This window comes from Leuconostoc sp. BM2 (assembly GCF_002095565.1).
Classification (GTDB): Bacteria; Bacillota; Bacilli; order Lactobacillales; family Lactobacillaceae; genus Leuconostoc; species Leuconostoc falkenbergense.
Genome location: NZ_MOWQ01000107.1, coordinates 1 through 967, shown reverse-complemented (window position 1 = coordinate 967; position 967 = coordinate 1). Strand labels below are relative to the sequence as shown.

Here is a 967-nt window from a genome sequence, read left to right as displayed (position 1 = left end):
ACAAAGGTATCCGTCAAAAGCGTCAATCTGATGGTAGACGACAAGTATTTGTGCATGGTCGTTCGATTGAAACGAGACCTGAAAGTGTGAAAGCACGACAAACCTTTGGACATTTTGAAGTTGACACCATGCAATCGGGTAAAAGACGTGGCGATGTGCTGGTGACAATTACTGAAAGACTAAGCCGGCAACATATCGTGAGACAGGTCACTGGGCGCAATAGTCAGGCAGTGACACCAGTCTTAATTCATTTTTTTCAAGGGATCAAAAATGCCAAGTCAATCACTGTTGATCGTGGGCGAGAATTTGCAAAATATAACGAAATCGAGCAAAAACTAGGCATTCCAGTCTATTTTGCGCACCCATATTCACCAGAAGAACGTGGGAGTAATGAGATATTAAATCGATACGTCCGTCGTTTTATACCGAAAGAACGCAAAATTGAAACAGTTAGCGCCAAAGAATTAGATCAAATTAATCATTGGATCAATGCGAGACCAATGAAAACACTCAACTGGCAATCACCACGAAAGGTTTTTCAGCAGTTTGCAGTGTTCGGTTAATTCTTGCAATCTACCATATACTTGGACACATCTAAAATTAGATGTGCAATCGATGGAAACCGGAATTGATAAATCATTTCACGCTTTAATAGGGAGTGAAAACTTTCAATTTTGGCATTATCATATGGATGTCCTAGTTTTGAATACGAATGATCAATTTTATGTCGCTTTAACAAATTTTCAAAGCCAAAACTAGTGAACTGACTGCCCATATCAGTGTGTAAATAATTTGGTTTTTTATCAGTTGACAGCGATCTTTGTAGTGTTGTAACTACCAATTTGGTATCCATCGTGGCACTGATTTGATGGGCTAATATCTTACGCGTTTGTAACTCTAAAACTGACGCTAAATAGACCCACTGACCATTACTCAACTTTAAATAAGTGATGTCCATGCTCCAAGC

The 967-nt window shown here is 39.1% G+C and carries 2 protein-coding genes; one reads left to right on the top strand and one right to left on the bottom strand.

Annotated elements, in window-relative coordinates; all coding sequences use genetic code 11:
- A partial coding sequence (locus BMG01_RS10650; protein ID WP_143472117.1) for an IS30 family transposase occupies nt 1–563 on the top strand: 563 nt, incomplete at its 5' end.
- On the opposite strand, the gene BMG01_RS10645 is transcribed toward BMG01_RS10650, so the two are convergent.
- On the bottom strand, nt 560–967 hold a 408-nt coding region (locus BMG01_RS10645; RefSeq protein WP_143472306.1), incomplete at its 5' end, for a DDE-type integrase/transposase/recombinase. The two genes, BMG01_RS10650 and BMG01_RS10645, sit on opposite strands and share 4 nt — an antisense overlap.